Genomic DNA, 15,219 nt, shown 5'->3' with positions numbered 1-15,219 from the left:
GAGCCCGGCGTCGGTAAGACCGCCGTCGTGGAAGGCCTGGCACAGCGCATGGTTTCCGGCGACGTGCCCGAATCCTTGCGCGGCAAGACCCTCATCAGCCTGGACCTGGGCTCCATGGTCGCAGGCGCAAAGTACCGCGGTGAATTCGAGGAGCGCCTGAAGGCAGTCCTCGAAGAAATCAAGAAGTCCGAGGGCCAGATTGTGACCTTCATCGACGAGATTCACACCGTCGTCGGTGCTGGCGCATCCGAAGGCTCCATGGACGCGGGCAACATGCTCAAGCCCATGCTTGCCCGAGGCGAGTTGCGCCTGATTGGTGCGACCACCCTCGACGAGTACCGCGAGAACATTGAGAAGGACCCCGCCCTGGAGCGCCGCTTCCAGCAGGTGTACGTGGGCGAGCCCAGCGTAGATGACACCATCGGTATTCTGCGCGGCCTGAAGGAACGCTACGAGGCACACCACAAGGTGCAGATCGCTGACTCCGCGCTGGTTGCCGCAGCAACCCTGTCTAACCGTTACATTCCTTCCCGTCAGCTGCCGGACAAGGCAATTGACCTGATTGATGAGGCAGCATCCCGCCTGCGCATGGAAATTGACTCTGCACCGGAGGAAATTGACCAGCTGCGCCGCGCTGTGGACCGCCTCACCATGGAGGAACTGGCACTTGCCGACGAGACCGATCCCGCATCGGTTGAGCGCCTGGAGGCCCTGCGCAAGGATATGGCGGATAAGAAGGAAGAGCTCGACGCCCTCAACGCTCGTTGGGAGGCTGAGAAGGCAAGCCTGAACCGCGTGGGCGACATCAAGACTCAGATCGACGAGCTGCGTTCCCGTGCAGAGGTTGCACAGCGCGAGGGTAACCTCGCTGAGGCATCCCGCCTGCTGTACGGCGAGATTCCCGCAAAGCAGGCTGAGCTGGAAGAAGCACAGCGCGCCGAGGACCGCGCCAAGAGCGAGTCCATGGTCTCTGAAGAGGTCACCGCAGATGATATCGCCGAGGTGATTTCCTCCTGGACCGGCATTCCCGCAGGTCGCATGATGCAGGGTGAGTCCGAGAAGCTGCTCGAAATGGAGAAGCGCATCGGTGCCCGCCTGATTGGTCAGGAAGACGCAGTGGTAGCTGTCGCTGATGCTGTGCGCCGTGCCCGCGCAGGCATCTCCGACCCGAACCGCCCGATTGGTTCCTTCCTGTTCCTGGGCCCGACCGGTGTCGGTAAGACCGAGCTGGCTAAGGCACTGGCTGAGTTCCAGTTCGATGACGAGCGCGCCCTGGTGCGTATCGACATGAGCGAGTACTCCGAGAAGCACACCGTTTCTCGCCTGGTCGGTGCCCCTCCCGGATACGTCGGCCATGAAGAGGGCGGTCAGCTGACCGAGGCTGTACGCCGTCGCCCCTACTCGGTGGTCCTGCTCGACGAGGTCGAGAAGGCACACCCCGAGGTCTTCGACATCCTGCTGCAGGTGCTCGATGACGGCCGCCTGACCGACGGTCAGGGCCGCACCGTGGACTTCCGCAACGTCATCCTGATCCTGACCTCGAACCTCGGCTCGCAGTACCTGGTCAACCAGGACCTGCCCTTCGACGAGCGTTCCGAGAAGGCCATGGAGGTTGTGCACCAGGCATTCCGCCCCGAGTTCCTCAACCGACTGGACGACATCATCATGTTCCAGCCCCTGTCGGCTGAGAACCTGGGTCAGATTGTGGGTCTGCAGGTCAAGAGCATGGCTAAGCGCCTGGAGGACCGCCGCCTCACCCTGAACGTGACCGAGGCAGCCCTCGAGTGGCTGGGTAAGACCGGCTACGACCCGGCGTTCGGTGCCCGCCCGCTGCGCCGCCTGGTTCAGCGCGAGATCGGTGACCGCCTGGCTCGCGGCATCCTCTCCGGTGCCATCCACGACGGCGACACCGTGACCGTGGACGTGAACCCGGACGTTGCCAGCGACGGCCTGGTCGTGACCTCCGAGCGTGAGCAGAAGGCTGAGGACTAAAACTCAACCGGCTGGCTGGATAGGCCCGGTTACTTGGCAGGGCCCGGCTTGCTGGGCGGACTTAGCCTGTGGCTGAGTTTGCCAGTTCGAAACCATAAGAAATAGGCTGTGGGGTACCCTCGAAAGGGGGGTGCCCCACAGCCGTTTAACGCGCTAGAACCGCGCTGACCGCATTAGTACACAGAGCATTGAGGAGAAGAATGGACCGCTGGACTGACCACCAGAACTTCGCCGCCGCCGGTGAGCAGCGCGAAGAAATCGCCTCCGTGCACCGTGCCGCAATCCGCTCGATTCAGCGCGTTGTCTCTGAGAACGCCACCCCGCACGACGAAGAATACGCCTCCGCGGGTATTGCCGAGCTGCTCAAGGCCGGTAAGGTCCTCGTGCTCACCGGCGCGGGCGTGAGTACCGAATCCGGCATCCCCGACTACCGCGGCCCCGGCGGATCCCTGCACGATCACCGCCCCATGACCTACCAGGAATTCCGCTACGATGACGTAGCCCGCCAACGCTACTGGGCGCGCTCCTACGTTGGTTGGCGCCGCATGCGCCGCGCCGAACCGAACCGCGCCCACTATGCGCTCGCCGAGCTTGAACAGTTGGGTGCCGTGAGCGGCGTGATTACGCAGAACGTGGACGGTCTGCACGCCCGCGCTGGAAGCTCCTCTCTGTTGGCATTGCACGGCGACCTGTCGCGCATCGTCTGCCTGGACTGCGGGCAGGATGAGGGCCGCGAAAGCCTGGATGCGCGCCTGGACGCGGCGAACCCCGGCTACCTGGCGCGCCTTGATAACGAAGAGCTGCGCGTGAACCCTGACGGTGACGTGGAGCTGGACGAACGCTATATCCGCGATTTTCAGATGGTGCCCTGCATCGCCTGCGGTTCGACCCGCCTCAAGCCGGATGTGGTGTACTTTGGCGAGTCCGTGCCCGCCGAACGTAAGGCACTCAAGGATGCCATGCTCGCTGAATGTACGGCGCTGCTGGTGGTGGGCTCCTCGGTGGCAGTTATGAGCAGCTACAAGATTGTGCTGGAGGCTCTGCGCGCGGGCAAGCCGGTGGCTGTGATTAACGGCGGTCCGGGTCGTGCGGATGCGAAAGCAACCTACCTGTGGCGCAGTGGCGTGGGTGAGGCGCTGGAACTCATGCTCGACGCCGTTGACGGTTAAGGCTGCGGGGGTCGTTGCCGGAGTCGTTGCAGAGGTCTAGACGGCGCTGTTTCTGCAGTGAATGCCGTTTTTCAGTGCATGCTGTTTCTCTAGCAAATTTTGCCGCGTGTGCACTGACCCATCATTAAGTGCACGAAAGTGCTATTTTGTGTTGCAAGTCATTGCAAATAGCCCCTGGACAGGCGGATATACCCACCGTGCGGGGATAAAATGATGGGATGGACATTCGACACACTATCACTCGCTTCGGTGCCACCGCCCTGATCGGTTGCGGTCTGGCGGTCACCGCAATCCCCGCAACTTTCGCTCAGAACGGTGAAGAGTCCGTCACCTACGTCTACTCCGACAAGGCAACCTCCCACATTTCTGAGGTCTGGTACAAGGGCGAAACCCTGAAGATTACCGGCGAAGGCTTCCTGACCCAGGACGGCACCTCCGGCTCCACCATCGCTATCAAGCTGAACAAGGGCACCGTCAAGATTGACGGCAAGGACTACCTGGAAGTTCAGGCTGACGAGAAGGGCAACTTCTCCGTTTCCATTCCCTGGCAGGACGACCTGGATGAGCGTATCTCCGTGGACGTCTACCTGCTCTCCGGTTCCCTGAAGGACAACGACACCGCTCGCGGCGGCAAGGCTGCCACCGTGAAGATTGAGGCTCGCTCCGTTCAGGAAGCACCCCCCTCCGCTACCGCATCTGCGAGTGCTTCTGCTTCGGCAACCGCTTCCGTGGTGGCTACCCCCTCCGCTTCTGTGGCGCCTTCCGCATCTGCTACCCCCTCTGCTTCGGCTACCGCCGCTGATGAGGTTGTTGCCTCCGTGGATGCAAAGATTAAGGACCGCGCCGAGGAGAAGGCTTCCGCCACCGCTTCGGTGAGCCCCTCGGCTGCCGCATCGGCTTCTGTGGTGGCTACCCCCTCCGCTTCGGTATCTGCTACCGAGTCGGCTTCTGCTAATCAGAACGCAGTCGTTGCGAATGAGGCGAAGGATCAGCTGGGTGATTCCACCTCCGCTACCGAGCAGGTGACCGCTTCGGCTGAGAGCACTCGCTTCGCGAACTGTGCAGAGGTTGCGGCCGCTGGCTTGGCGCCCATGCACGAAAGCCACCCGGACTTCCGCAAGAAGTTTGATAACGACGGTAACGGCCTGGGTTGCGAGGTCATTAACAGTGAGGTGACCGACGGTTCCTCCTCCAACGACTCCTCGGGTTCTTCGTCCCGCAACTCTGGCAGCCTGGATAACCTGGGCGGCGACTCCTCCTCTTCGAGTAGCTACACTTCGAGCCGTGCTCAGCGCTCTTCCCTGGCTAACACCGGTGCTTCTAACGCCTTCACCATTGCTGGTATGGGTCTTGTAGCTCTGGGTCTGGGTGTTGCTGGCGTGTCTGCTGTGCGTAACCGCAAGAACTCCTAAGAACTGTTGCCGCCGCCGGTGCGGTGTGCATGAGGGTCCCTTCCCCTGAATGCTTTTGAGCGTTCGGGCGGAGGGGATTTTCGCGTTTAACTGGGTGGTTTTTGCTGTTGGGGTGTGCCGATGAGGTGGGGTATGTACTTGTTAGTTTCTTCAATGTGGGGTTGAGAGTTTGGGTGTGCACGGCGGTGTAAAAGGCTTATATAGTTCAACCATGCCTTCAAGAAACCTTCAAGAAAAATATGTTTTGTGAGTTAGGTCATAATAAATTGACGTCTTGGGTGCCGGTATCCTAAGCTTCGCTCGTTAGAATGGGGGGCATGAACATTCGAAACAATATTGCACGCATCGGCGCCACCGCACTCATCGGCTGTGGCCTCGTTGCTACTTCCGTCCCCGCAACCTTCGCTGTTGAAGGCGCACCTCAGGTTGTCCACACCTACGCAGACTCTGCACAGTTCATCGCCCCCGACGTATGGGTTGAGGGTCAGGGTCTGAACATTGGTGGCGAGGGCTTCAAGACCGCTGATGGTACCTCCGGTTCCGTTCTGGCGCTGAAGCTGAACAAGGGTGCCGTTAAGATTGACGGCCAGGACTACCTGGAAATCCACGCTGATAGCGACGGTAACTTCTCCCTTACCATCCCCTGGCAGGCAGAACTGCACGGCAGCGTTTCTGTCGACATTTACCTGCTGTCCGGCTCCCTGAAGGACGGCGACGTTCCCCGCGGCGGTAAGGCAGCTACCGTGACCATTAAGGTTGCAGAGCAGCCCGCTCCGGCACCTAGCGAAGAGCCCACCCCGGCTCCCTCAGAGGACCCGACCCCCGCTCCCTCCGAAGACTCGACCCCGGCTCCGACTCAGGACCCGACCACCGAGGCTCCCAAGCCTGCTGAAGAGACCTCCGCACCCGCAGTTGAGGACGCTAAGGAAACCAAGCCCGCTGAGGACCAGAAGCCTGCCGAAGAGCAGAAGTCTGAAGACCAGAAGTCTGACCAGGCTTCCGACTCCTCCGCAAAGGGCGAGAAGACCGACAAGTACCAGAACTGCGCCGACGTGTGGGCAGACCGTGGTGGCCCCATTTACAAGGGCGACCCGGACTTCCGCGAGAAGTTCGACGCTGACGGTGACGAAAAGGGTTGTGAAGAGCAGCCGAACTACGAGAACTCCAAGTCCGACAGTGTTTCGCTGAGCTCCGGCTCGAACGACAACCTGGGCTCCGGTTCTTCGAACGCATCCTCCAAGAGCTCTTCTTCCCTGGCTAAGACCGGTGCATCCGATGCGATGACCGCTGCTGGTCTGGGTCTGATTGCTCTGGGTGCTGGTGGCGCGACCATCGTGGCAACCCGCATGCGCAAGAAGGCATAATAACGCCTAGTCGCTAAGTTTTTAGCTGCTTTTATGGGCTCCCTCCATATCGGAGGGAGCCCATTTTTTGTGCTTTTTGAAGCTGTGGGATGCTCCGTCAAGGACGCGAGAAAAGAGAAAAATTACGATTGAATAGCGCCACGATAAGTGTATTTATTAGAGACATATAACACTTATCTCTAAGTTAAGGGCAGCACAGGGTAAACACAGGCTTGCACGGGAATCTAGATACTACAAAGAACGCACAGCTTGGAGCTGAAGAACAGACAGCAAAGAGCACCGCGAACATCACGACACGATATCTGGAGCACCCAATGACTATTCTGACCATGGCACTCGCCGACGCTATAGCCATCGCAGCTCTCTGCACCCTCTACATGGTGCGGCACCGCAACCGCGAACTGATGATTTCCTACGCGGTCATCAACGCCGGCATCTTCACCGTCTCGGTGGCGCTGGTATCCGCCGGATCGAACGCATCCGCTATGGGTATGGGCCTCTTCGGTGTCCTGTCGATTATCCGATTGCGTTCCACCGCCCTGAGCCAGCGCGAGGTGGGTTACTACTTCGTAGCCCTCTCGGTCGGCATGATTGCAGGTGTGAACATTAGCCCGGCGTACATCGCCTTCGGCCTCATGGCTACCCTGGTCGGCCTCATCGCGATTCTCGACTCGCGCAGCGCCCCGGTCTCTACCGATCAGACTCAGACCGTTACCGCCGATCGTGCAATCAGCGACGAGGAAGAGCTCAAGGCATACCTGAGCGCTCGCCTGGGTTACACCGTCACCTCGGCGAAGATCACCGAGCTGGACATGGTGAACGACCTGGCCCGCGCCACCGTCACCTACCAGCCCAAGGAAACCACCGAGGGCGGCACCCCCGCGGCAGGGGAGGCGGCTCAGCCTGTAGCCGCTCAGACGGTAGCATCGCAGGCTCCTGCGGCTTACTCGGCAGCACCTCAGGTTCCCACAGCCGAGGCGCACACCACCCTGGACACCCGGATGGTTCCGCTCCAGCGCACCCTGGTGGGCAAGTAAGACCAGCCGGTATAAAAGCCTCCGATTCACTCCAACTGCACAAACTCTCCGATACCCACGACACGCCGCCCCCCAGCGCACAGCACGCAGGGGCGGCACCCCAGAAGGACGAAGACCCATGACTAACGCAGCCGCAAACATCATTCCCACAGAGTGGAAGAGCATCAGCCTCGAAGCCATGAACGAAAAGGCAGCCATGCAGACCCGCGTAGACCGCAAGTACATTGTCGACGCAGAAACCGCCGCCAAGGTACTCTCCACGCTCGACGCAGACGCCTCCGTCATGGAAATCGATGGCCAGCGCGACTTCGCCTACGACTCGGTCTACTTCGACACCCCGCAGATGCAGAGCTACCACTCGGCAGCCTACAGCCGCGACGACACCTTCAAGATCCGTACCCGTAGCTACCTGGACTCGGAACTGACCTTCCTGGAGGTCAAGACCGACGGTGAGCAGGATATGACCGTCAAGAAGCGTATCCCGTACACCTTCGAGAACCGCGATACGCTCACCGCGGAAGGTCACGAGTACATCACCGCAGCACTCGGCGATATCCTCGCCGGCCCCGTGCACAAGCTGGAGGCGGTTCTGACCACCGGCTACCGCCGTACCACGGTCTTCCTGCCGCAGAGCGAGAAGAACCCGGTCGCCTCCCGTATGACCGTAGATAACGCCCTGACCTGGACCCCCATGTCCGAGAACATCCTCATGGCGGGCGTGAACTACCGCAACTTCCACGGCAACCTGGTCGGCACCACCTACGGCCTGCCGAATGCGGTCATCATCGAAACCAAGTCCGGCGTGGAGCCCTCCGTGGCAGATCAGCACCTCTGGGATGCGGGCATCACCCCCGCGAAGATTTCCAAGTTTGCAACCGGTATGGCGGCGTTGAACCCGCAGCTGGCAAGCAACAAGTGGGAAGAAACCCTGAAGAACTGGATGCACCTGGAACCGGTCGACGGCACCCGCCTGAACGTGGACGACATGACCGAAGAGGATTACCAGAAGCTGCTGACCGAGCATTTCGCAGCCGCCTAAAACGGCAATCTGGGATGCGCGGGTAGGGTAGAGCACCTACCTTACCCGCACCCCCAGCCCCTCATCTATACCCCCGAACCAAGCACAACATCGGTTTTATTCGCCCCACACAGGCAATAACCGCTCTCACACATATTCACATTTCACATACGTCTTACCCCTGTGGCGCTGGCTCTACGCGAGTGGTCACCCAAACACAAAGGAAAACCCGTGAAAAAGAGCAATATGATTAAGAGCGCAACCTCCATTACCCTCCTGGCAGCCCTGGCGTTGACCGGCTGCTCGGCAACCTCGGCATCGAATGCCAGCGCATCGAGTGCAATCAGTACCTCCGCTTCGAGCACTTCGGGCACCACGTCGAAGGTGGCAGACTCCTTCTCCACCGACGTGAAGAGCGGCGCGAAGCTCGCCGAGGACACCCACTACTCCGCAAAGGACCTGACCTGGGGTTCCTCCATCGAAGTTACTATCGATCTTTCTAACCCGACCGCGACCGACGGCGTGACCGTCAGCGACGGCGTCATCACCATAACCAAGGCGGGCAACTACAAGCTCACCGGCACCTACGAGGGCCAGATCAAGGTTGAGGCAGCCGACAGCGACATGGTCCGCCTGATCCTGAACAACGCGACGATCACCAACTCCACCGGTGCAGCTATCAACGTTGTTGAGGCGGACGAGGTCGTCATCTACACCGCATCGGGTACCACCAACACCGTCTCTGACGGCTCCTCCTACTCGGATACCGCCAGCGGCAGCCCCGACGCAGCTATCTACTCCAAGAGTGACCTGACCCTGGCGGGCGAAGGCACCCTGAAGGTTGAAGGTAAGTACGAAGAGGGTATCCACACCTCTGACGGCCTGGTCATTGCCTCCGGTACCCTGGAAGTGAACGCGGCAAACACCGGCATCAAGGGTAAGGACTACGTCGATATCCTGGACGGCACCATCACCGTGACCGCAACCAAGGACGGCATCAAGGCAACTAACGACACCGACGGCAACCGCGGTTGGGTACGCCTGAGCGGCGGTACCGTGAACATCTCTGCAGGTGATGACGGTTTCAAGGCTGAGCGCGTGCTTGAAATCTCCGGCGGTACCCTGAACATTACCCAGGCGAACGAGGGTATCGAGGCGCAGTACATCAACATCCTGGACGGCACCGTGAACGTGACCAGCTCCGATGACGGTATCAACGCCTCGTACAGCACCACCTCGACCAGCACTGAGCCGACTACTGCAACCTCGACTAAGCAGAGCGCGCAGAATGGCCAGAACTCTGCACCCCAGGCGCCCAGCGGTAGCGCAGGTCAGGCACCTGCAGGTGGCGGTCAGGCTCCCTCGGGCACTATGGGGCAGCCCCCGGCTGGTGGCGGCGCAGATGGCGGCATGGGTGGTGGTGGCGGCACCTTCGAGGTCGTCGACGCAACCATCAACATCACCGGCGGTACCGTCACCGTGAACGCGAACGGCGACGGCATCGACTCCAACGGTACGGCAACCCTCTCCGGTGGCACCCTGATCGTGAACGGCCCCTTCACCGGCGGTAACGCATCCCTGGACACCAACGGCGACCTGCTGCTCAACGGCACGACCGTGGCCGCGGGTAACTCCGGTGACATGTTCGAGGCGCCCTCGACCAACTCCACCAGCGGCTACGTGAAGATCAGCAACGTATCGAACCTGAGCGCCGGCACCACCGTACAGGTGACCGACTCCTCCGGTAATGTGGTGGCGAACTACAAGGTGACTAACTCCAACACCGCACTGATCCTGGTCTCCAGCTCCAAGATCACCAAGGGCGAGAGCTACACCGTGTACACCACCACCGATAGCGTGGATGCATCCAGCACCACCCTGGCTTCTAACGCCACCTCGCTGGGCTCCTTTACCGCAAGCTAGCAGCTCCTTCGGCGCAGGCTCAGCGGCAGGGGGCTCTCCCTAGACCCCGTGCGGGATGTCATGACCTGCACGGTACCCTCTCTGAATCCGGTCTTGTGAGTGAGCCGGAGGCAGAGACACTCGCCCCGCATCGGACGTAGTGATATATCCGGTGCGGGGCTACGTGTTATATGGGGTGTGTGGCGTCTGGGGTAAAAAAGCCGCGGGTGCAAAATAAAACGGTTGTTCCGGTGCGAAGAAGTGTCATGATACGCAAAATAGGTGCCGTTGAGCGAGACATTCAGGGCTGAAACAGGGTACTCTATAGTGTAGTAAAGACTGTTGAACGATCCGAGAGCGATGCGCCGCGCGTGCTGTTCGCCTCGGACAGGATGAAAGAGGGGGTCACGCCATGGGGCGCGGCCGTCAGAAGGCTAAAGCAACAAGGCAGGCTCGGGAGATGAAGTACTTCAGCCCCGAGACCGACTACAGCGCACTCGAGCGCGAGCTCAGCAGCGCGAAGAAAACGAAGTCCTCCGATTCGTCCCGCCGTCGCTATGACGACGAGGACGACTACTCGGCATACGCAGAAAAGTACGCGTCTTACGAGGATGAGGCATAAAGAATACGCGGAATGATTCGGTGCATATCGACCGAGCGTATTTCATAGATGATGAACCGGCTTGAGGCCCCGCACGGGGTGCTCAGCCGGTTTTTTCGTGCCCGCAGTTTTTGAGGATGCACTCTCAGGTGTGTGCGCGAGGACAGGTTGCCCACCGGGTTCTCAATTATGTGGAGTACAAAGCCAATACACATGTTTATACACATATATGCATAGCGCCATCTGGTAATAAAGCATAGGCAGTAATAAAAAAGTTTGGAATGAATAAGCATACATAGCTTCTGCACAGCTTAGTCATGCCTGGCGCAGAGAATAGACCGGCATTCTAGAGACATGAACAACGAACAGAACATGACTCAGAGCATTGACCAGGCAACCCAGACCGCAGCAGAACAAGCTAACGCAGCGCAAACCGCAGCAGAGCAGAAGCTAGCCAAGAAGAAGCTCACCCGTCGAATCTTCATCGGCGGCGGCCTCGGCGCACTCGCAGTAGTCGGCGGCGGCGCAGGCTGGGCCTACAACCGCTACCTGGCAGAGCACACCGAAATCGAAGACACCACCGCCTACGAGGCGGCAGCAGCTCAGGCAAACGCAAGCGCCTCCGGCTCCGCCACCGCAGATCCCACCGAACTGACCGGCGTGAAGGTCAACGGCCAGAGCCTCACCGCTAACGAAGGCTCGATCACCATCACCTCCAACACCACCGGCAGCGGTTCCGATGCGGTCGTCTCCTTCGTAGCAGACATCAAGCTCAACAACGCAACCCTGCTGCGAAGCGCCTTCGCCAACAACAAGTTCGGCCAGAACATCATCGACACCCCCTCGAACATTGCCTCCGAACACAACGGCATCTGGGCGATCAACGGTGACTACTACGGCTTCCGTACCACCGGCATCGTGATCCGAAACGGTGTTGTCTACCGTGACTCCGGCGCTCGCGAGGGTTTGGCCTTCTACCGCGACGGCTCCGTCAAGCTCTACGACGAAACCGCAACCAACGCCCAAACCCTCGTCAACGAGGGTGTGTGGAACACCCTCTCCTTCGGCCCCGCACTGGTCAAGGACTCCGCAATCGTCGACGGCATCGACAGCGTCGAAGTGGACACCAACTTCGGTAACCACTCCATCCAGGGCAACCAGCCGCGAACCGGTGTGGGCGTGCTCGGCACCAACCACCTGGTCTTCATCGTGGTCGATGGCCGCTCCACCAACTACTCGCGTGGCGTGACCATGCCCGAGTTCTCCCAAATGTTCAAGGACCTCGGCTGCGTGAGCGCCTACAACCTGGACGGTGGTGGCTCCTCCGCCATGGTCTTCAACAACAAGCTGGTCAACCGCCCGCAGGGTGGCACCAAGGAACGCGGCACCAGCGACATCCTCTACATTGCAGGGAGCGCATCGTGATTATCCTGATACCCGCCTATAAGCCGGACCAATCACTGGTCCGCCTTGCCCGGGCCCTGCGCGCACAGGACCCTGCCGTCGAAATCCTCGTGATTGACGACGGATCCGGCAGCGCCTACGCACCCATCTTTACCGAACTGCGCATCGACGGCGTGACCGTGCAGACCCACCCCGCCAACAGGGGCAAGGGTGCGGCACTGCGCACCGGCATCGCCTGGGCGAAAGCAAACCGCCCCGGCGAGGTCATCGTCACCGCCGACGCGGACGGCCAGCACCTACCTCGGGATATCTTCCGTGTGGGTGTGCGCACCGAAACCGCCGCGGCGGCAGGGCAGAGGAGCATCATCCTCGGCGTGCGTACCAAGCCCGACCCGAACGCCGGTGAAGAAGGCACGAAGGTGCCGCTGCGCTCCAAAATTGGTAACAGCGCAACCGTAGGCTTCTTCGCCCTGGCGACCGGCGCCCGCATGGCAGACACCCAGACCGGTCTGCGCGGCTTCACCCCGCAGATCCTGGACTGGCTGCTGCAGATTCCCGGCGATAAGTACGAGTACGAGTTCTCCATGCTGCTGCGCGCAACCCGCGCAGACGTGGACCTGGTGCAGGTACCCATCGTGAAGGTCTACGAGCCTGGCAACCCGACCAGCCACTTTAGGCCTCTGCAGGACTCGGCGCTCATTTACGCGCCGTTGCTCGCCTTCCTGGCATCGTCTTTCCTGACCGGCTTCCTCGTGGATGCTATCGCCCTCTTCGTCCTGGTGGGCATGGGCGCTCCGCTGCTGGCAGCCGTGGTCGGTGCCCGCATCATCTCGGCGCTGACGAACTTCACCGTCAACCGAATGCTCATGCACGACGGGGGCACACGCCCCTCGGCATCCGCCTCGCTGGTACGGTACACCGTGCTGGCGGTGGGTATCCTCGCCGCCAACGCGGCCCTGATGGAAGCTTTGACCGGCCTGGGTGCATCCCTGCTGGTCGCCAAGATCCTGACCGAACTGATTCTGATCCCGATCAGCTTCGCGGTCCAGCGCCGCTGGGTTTTTCTACCCACCCAGCGTCAGGAAAATACGCGAGAAAAGACTCAGGCAATCGCCGCCTCTTCCGGCTTGCGCGCGGTGAGCTACGAGTCCACTCGCATGGAGGCTGCCGGTATCCGTACCGGTGTGCGCGCCTCCCAGGTACGCCCCTAGCTCGCTTACCCTAGCCTCCAACAGGCTCGGGGCGTACCCAAAGATTTCTCCCACCTGTCGGTCGTGAGGGTGGGTGGGAGAAGCAAGCTGCAGCATCAAAAGCCGCAGCGTTCTGTTCACAAAAAGCCCCCGCTGAGAAAACTCAACGGGGGCTTTTTGTATGTGGCATCCTTCAGAAGCCTATTGGCTCACCGGCTTCCGAGCTGGCAACATGCCGATTACTGACCGGGAATCAGGCCGTGAGCAGTAATCAGGAACGGCGGGTTGTGGTTAACAGCCGGGTTAGTCACGTAACCAACACGAGCCGCACGGGTCGGGTGCTTGGGTGCACGCTTCGGCCAGGGCTTTGCCTGCGGGTTCGGGTCCTTCTTGCCCTGCACCATAGCCAGTGCGCTCGCGGCGTTCACAATGCCGGAACCGCAACCGTTCACATCGCAGGTGAGTGGCTTGGAGCTCTGCTTCAGAATCTGCTTTGCACGCTCAGCGTTCAGCGAGGGATCCACGGACTTCATTAGAGCAATCACGCCAGCAACCTGGGGTGCCGCCATGGAGGTGCCGTCGTACTCGGTGTAGCCCGCACCCTTGGAAACGGTGGTGCCCAGGTCCACGGTGGACATGATGCTACTGCCGGGGGCGCTCACATCAACAAGCTTGCCGTAGTTGGAGAAGTCGCTACGCTTACCGTTCTGGTCGGTAGCGCCCACCACGATCGAACCGCCGCAGTTAGCCGGAGCGACCTTGGAAGTGTCCTGACCATCGTTACCAGCAGCGACAACGAGAATCGCGCCGCGCTTGTTCACTTCAGCAATAGCCTTGGAGTAGGTTGCGGGGCAGGTGCCTTCGCCGCCGAGGGAGAGGTTAATGATCTTGGCGGGGTTGGAGTTCGCAGGAACGCCTTCAACGGTGCCGCCGGCTGCCCAAACCATTGCATCCGCAATGTCGGAGTCGTAGCCGCCGCACATGCCCAGGGCACGCACGGGCAGGATCTTGGTGGAGGGTGCCACGCCGACGATACCGCGCTTATTGTTCATAATCGCCGCGATGGAGCCGGCAACGTGGGTGCCGTGCCAGTTCGACTCGCTTGCCTCTGCATCAGCACCGCAGACGCCCGCTTCTTCCCAGTTGCCCTGGTCGGTCGGGTCGGAGTCGCGGCCGTTGCCGTCACGAGCAATGGAGGGCTCGGTGATGAAGTCGTAGCCGGGCAGGACGTTAGCGTCCAGGTCGGGGTGCTTGACGATGCCGGAGTCAATCACAGCAACGGTCACGCCGGCACCCTGGGTGGTCTTCCACGCTTCGGGGGTAGCCAGACCCTTGGTGCCGTGCAGGTTCCACTGCTGCGGGTAGAGGGTGTCGTTCGGCGCCACAACCTGGTTCGACGCCTGGGCAGCCTGGGCTACCTGAGCGACCTTGGAGTTTGCGGCGGTACGGGTGCGTGCGTTGGAGCGGCGCAGCAGGTCGGGCTCAACCGACGCGACGGAGGGGTTAGAGCTCAGCGCCGCCATGTACTTCTCTGCCTGCTCCGCGGTGAGCTTGGAGGAGAGAGTCACCACGGTTGCCTTCTGAGCGGTGGTGCGTACGTAGCTGGTCTTGATTTTGAAGAGGTCATCGACGCTCTTCACCTCGGAGGTGAGACCCTGGTAGAGGCCGTCGTTCCAGGTGGCAACCTGGGTGCCTGCGGGGCTTGCCCAGTTGATGCCACCTGCGTTCAGAGCGCTATCGGTGTAGGTGATAACGAATCGGTTGAAGCCTGCCTTCTGCTGTGCGGAGCTGAGGGAGGAAATGGTGGTGTGCGCCTTGGCGCGCTCGGCTCCGTTAGCCTTGGCGGGTGCCGCGAAGGATGCGGGGGCGCCCAGGGTCGTGACGAGTGCTGCGGCGGTGCCCAGGCTCAGCGCGGTGCGTGCGACACCGCGCGCTGAGGGGTGAGTGGTAAAAGACATCGGGGTCCTTTGCGTATGTGAGTGCCGGAAGCGGCAAGTGGGTTGGTCATCCACTCACATAAATGCACCTTCGAGAAAATATTTGCATTCTTTTGCATATTTGCTTGTGAGGAGCGAATAGAAAAAGAAAATGCACATCACTGCATTGATGTGTATTTTTCTCTAAACCCCC

11 protein-coding genes are annotated in these 15,219 nt (G+C 60.6%); 10 read left to right on the top strand and 1 reads right to left on the bottom strand.

The genetic code is table 11. The annotated features are described in order from the left end of the window. The 10 genes from HMPREF2836_RS07665 to HMPREF2836_RS07620 form a co-directional block, all read left to right on the top strand. On the top strand, positions 1-1,992 hold a 1,992-nt coding region (locus tag HMPREF2836_RS07665; protein WP_070630011.1), incomplete at its 5' end, for an ATP-dependent Clp protease ATP-binding subunit. Between the two features lie 200 nt (positions 1,993-2,192). Continuing rightward, the gene (locus tag HMPREF2836_RS07660) at positions 2,193-3,161 is read left to right on the top strand and encodes a Sir2 family NAD-dependent protein deacetylase (RefSeq protein WP_070630010.1); all 969 of its coding nucleotides are present in this window, start codon (positions 2,193-2,195) and stop codon (positions 3,159-3,161) included. A 218-nt stretch (positions 3,162-3,379) separates the two neighbouring features. Further along, a complete protein-coding gene (locus HMPREF2836_RS07655) occupies positions 3,380-4,573 on the top strand; it encodes an excalibur calcium-binding domain-containing protein (protein ID WP_070630009.1) in 1,194 nt (397 codons plus the stop codon). A 317-nt stretch (positions 4,574-4,890) separates the two neighbouring features. After that, entirely contained in the window at positions 4,891-5,937 is a 1,047-nt protein-coding gene (locus tag HMPREF2836_RS07650; RefSeq protein WP_070630008.1) for an excalibur calcium-binding domain-containing protein, read from the top strand. A gap of 314 nt (positions 5,938-6,251) precedes the next feature. Then, a complete protein-coding gene (locus tag HMPREF2836_RS07645; RefSeq protein ID WP_070630007.1) occupies positions 6,252-6,974 on the top strand; it encodes a DUF4956 domain-containing protein in 723 nt (240 codons plus the stop codon). 118 nt (positions 6,975-7,092) lie between these two features. Further along, on the top strand, positions 7,093-8,013 hold the full coding sequence (locus HMPREF2836_RS07640; protein ID WP_070630006.1) for a polyphosphate polymerase domain-containing protein: 921 nt from the start codon (positions 7,093-7,095) through the stop codon (positions 8,011-8,013). A 210-nt stretch (positions 8,014-8,223) separates the two neighbouring features. Then, the gene (locus HMPREF2836_RS07635) at positions 8,224-9,915 is read left to right on the top strand and encodes a carbohydrate-binding domain-containing protein (protein WP_070630005.1); all 1,692 of its coding nucleotides are present in this window, start codon (positions 8,224-8,226) and stop codon (positions 9,913-9,915) included. A gap of 391 nt (positions 9,916-10,306) precedes the next feature. Next, the gene (locus HMPREF2836_RS07630) at positions 10,307-10,516 is read left to right on the top strand and encodes a DUF3073 domain-containing protein (RefSeq protein ID WP_005504588.1); all 210 of its coding nucleotides are present in this window, start codon (positions 10,307-10,309) and stop codon (positions 10,514-10,516) included. Positions 10,517-10,849: 333 nt separating this feature from the next. Beyond that, the gene (locus HMPREF2836_RS07625; RefSeq protein WP_070630004.1) at positions 10,850-11,920 is read left to right on the top strand and encodes a phosphodiester glycosidase family protein; all 1,071 of its coding nucleotides are present in this window, start codon (positions 10,850-10,852) and stop codon (positions 11,918-11,920) included. Then, the gene (locus HMPREF2836_RS07620) at positions 11,917-13,110 is read left to right on the top strand and encodes a bifunctional glycosyltransferase family 2/GtrA family protein (protein ID WP_070630003.1); all 1,194 of its coding nucleotides are present in this window, start codon (positions 11,917-11,919) and stop codon (positions 13,108-13,110) included. Before HMPREF2836_RS07625 ends, HMPREF2836_RS07620 begins: the two co-directional genes overlap by 4 nt. A gap of 218 nt (positions 13,111-13,328) precedes the next feature. On the opposite strand, the gene HMPREF2836_RS07615 is transcribed toward HMPREF2836_RS07620, so the two are convergent. Then, positions 13,329-15,047, bottom strand: coding sequence for a S8 family peptidase (locus HMPREF2836_RS07615; RefSeq protein ID WP_070630002.1), 1,719 nt, complete (start codon positions 15,045-15,047; stop codon positions 13,329-13,331). Positions 15,048-15,219: the final 172 nt, after the last annotated feature.

The organism is Rothia sp. HMSC065C12, from assembly GCF_001812085.1.
In the GTDB taxonomy this organism is placed as follows: Bacteria; Actinomycetota; Actinomycetes; order Actinomycetales; family Micrococcaceae; genus Rothia; species Rothia mucilaginosa.
Note: the sequence above shows the minus strand (reverse complement) of the source record. Positions and strands in the feature narration are given on the sequence as shown.